The following is a 2,249-nucleotide window of genomic DNA, read 5'->3' on the forward strand; positions in this document are numbered from 1 at the left end:
GGGTCGCGCCAGGCTGAATCGCGGGAGATCGATCGCGATTCAGGCCGGCGCGGCAGGGCTTACCACTGCGAACCGGAGAAGCGCGAGCTGGCGGCGCGGGCCTTGTTCATCGATTCGTTCACTTCGTCGATGAAGGAGAACACGGCGGCAACAGCTGCCACTACGGCCTGGCCGGCTTTCTTCAGGCCGGTCAGCGGGTGGGAATTCGGTTGGTTCTCGAGGGCGCCGCGGAGCAGATCGCGCTCCAGCGCATCGGTCAGGCGGGCAGTGTGGTTCAGGGTCAGTTCGCTCATGGTTTGCTCCAGTCCGTTTCGTCTTGGTGTAAACCATTATAGGGATAACCCTAGGCTCTATGCAACGCTATTTTTAGGGTAAACCCCTATATGTTGTAAAAATGTTTATTTCCCAGGGACTTAGCCGCGATTGCGCAGGGCGCGGGCGGCGTCAGCCAGCTCTCCGGCGGTCAGTCCGATGGGGCCGACCCCCTGGGCCACCAGGGCGTCGGCCGCCGCGCCGTGCAGCCACACGGCTCCGGCTACGGCTTGTTCCAGAGGCAACTTCTGGGCGATCAGGGCGCCCAGCATGCCCGCCAATACGTCCCCGGTTCCAGCGGTGGCAAGCCCCGGATTGCCGCTGGTGTTGACCTTCAGCCCGCCGTCCGGCGAGCAGACGACGGTGCCGGCGCCCTTCAACACGATCCAGGCCCGGTAGCGCTGTGCCAGTGTCCAGGCGGCGCCGGGGCGGTCGGCCTGCACCTCGGCCGCGCTGATGCCCAGCAGGCGGCCGGCCTCGGCCGGGTGCGGCGTCAGCACCACGGGACCGTCGCCCCAATTGGGCTGGATGTCGCCGCGCGCCAGCAGATTCAGTCCATCCGCGTCCAGCACCAGCGGCGCGCCGCGCCGCAGCACGAACAATTCGGACAGCGCGTTGGCGGCCAGGGCGCCCGTTCCTATGCCGCATCCCGCCACCCAGGCGGTGACGCCCCAGTCCTCTTCCAGCAGCGAGCGGGCATCGCGCAGCATCAGTTCGGGCTGCAGCGGATCGCAGGCGAGCGGCGCGGCCTCCTGGGAGAAGCCGACCAGCACTTTGCCCGCGCCGGTCTTCAGAGCGGCGCGCGCGGCCAGCAGGGCTGCGCCCGTCATGCCGGGGCCGCCGCCCACCACGCCCACCGTGCCGAAACTGCCCTTGTGGGTGTCCTGGCCGCGCGGCGCGAACAGGGCAGGCAGGGCGGCGCGGTCGATGGTGCCGCCGGTGGACGGGGCGCTAGTGTTCATGGGCTGAGGCTCCTGGGAAAATCGGCGTGGCGCGATGGCGCGTATCTACTATAGTGCGCCCAAACCGGCCGGCATCCGGCCCGGCCCCCAGACAAGACGATGTGGAGACAAACATGAGCGACATCACGCTGGAACACTATTCCGCCTATGAGTCCCTGAAGCTGCGCCGGCATCCCGGCGGGGTGCTGGAAGTGATCATGGGCGCCAAGGGCGGCAAGCCGGGCAAGCTGTCCACCGCCGATGACCGCATGCACCGCGAGCTGGCCGACATCTGGCGCGACATCGACACCGACCCCGACACCCGGGTGGTGGTGATCCGCGGCGAAGGCAAGGGCTTTTCGGGCGGGGGCGACCTGGATCTGGTGCAGCAGATGGCCGACGATTTCGACGTGCGCACCCGCGTTTGGCGCGAAGCCCGCGACCTGGTCTACAACATCATCAATTGCAACAAGCCCATCGTGTCCGCCATGCACGGCGCGGCCGTGGGCGCGGGCTTGGTGGCGGGCTTGCTGGCCGACATCTCCATCGCGGCGCGCGACGCGCGCATCATCGACGGCCATACCCGCCTGGGCGTGACGGCCGGCGATCATGCCGCCATCGTCTGGCCGCTGCTTTGCGGCATGGCGCGCGCCAAGTACTACCTGATGCTGTGCGAAACCGTGACCGGCGAAGAAGCCGAGCGCATCGGTCTGGTGTCGTTGTGCGTGGACGAGGCTGAACTGATCGGCCGCGCCTTCGAAGTCGCCAACAAGCTGGCCGCGGGTTCGCAGACCGCCATCCGCTGGACCAAGTATTCGCTGAACAACTGGCTGCGCATGGCGGGTCCCAGCTTCGATACTTCGCTGGCGCTGGAATTCATGGGCTTTGGCGGCCCGGACGTGCGCGAAGGGATCCAGTCCCTGCGCGAACGCCGCGCGCCGAACTTCCGGCCGGATTCGCCGTTCTGAGGTTGCGGATGGCGCGCCGGGGCAAGGC

Annotated in this window: 3 protein-coding genes; 1 reads left to right on the forward strand and 2 read right to left on the reverse strand. The window is 67.8% G+C overall.

What is annotated here, in order from left to right; translation table 11 throughout:
• Positions 1 to 59 precede the first annotated feature (59 nt).
• Together AC6LKD_RS32550 and AC6LKD_RS32555 are read right to left on the reverse strand one after the other, a co-directional pair.
• Positions 60 to 293, reverse strand: a complete 234-nt coding sequence (locus tag AC6LKD_RS32550) for a hypothetical protein (protein WP_013391153.1) — start codon at positions 291 to 293, stop codon at positions 60 to 62.
• Positions 294 to 413: 120 nt separating this feature from the next.
• The gene (locus AC6LKD_RS32555; protein ID WP_492275875.1) at positions 414 to 1,274 is read right to left on the reverse strand and encodes an NAD(P)H-hydrate dehydratase; all 861 of its coding nucleotides are present in this window, start codon (positions 1,272 to 1,274) and stop codon (positions 414 to 416) included.
• Positions 1,275 to 1,387: 113 nt separating this feature from the next.
• Here AC6LKD_RS32555 and AC6LKD_RS32560 point away from each other — a divergent pair, with 113 nt between their 5' ends.
• Positions 1,388 to 2,221 (forward strand): enoyl-CoA hydratase/isomerase family protein, encoded by an 834-nt coding sequence (locus AC6LKD_RS32560; RefSeq protein WP_013391155.1) that lies wholly within the window; start codon positions 1,388 to 1,390, stop codon positions 2,219 to 2,221.
• Positions 2,222 to 2,249 lie beyond the last annotated feature (28 nt).

It is taken from the genome of Achromobacter sp. D7-1 (genome assembly GCF_059760445.1).

What these genes read in the sequence shown, in the direction of transcription:
- AC6LKD_RS32550 (WP_013391153.1), bottom strand. Translation starts at nt 293, where the DNA reads ATGAGCGAACTGACCCTGAACCACACTGCCCGCCTGACCGATGCGCTG.
- AC6LKD_RS32560 (WP_013391155.1), top strand. Translation starts at nt 1,388, where the DNA reads ATGAGCGACATCACGCTGGAACACTATTCCGCCTATGAGTCCCTGAAG.
- AC6LKD_RS32555 (WP_492275875.1), bottom strand. Translation starts at nt 1,274, where the DNA reads ATGAACACTAGCGCCCCGTCCACCGGCGGCACCATCGACCGCGCCGCC.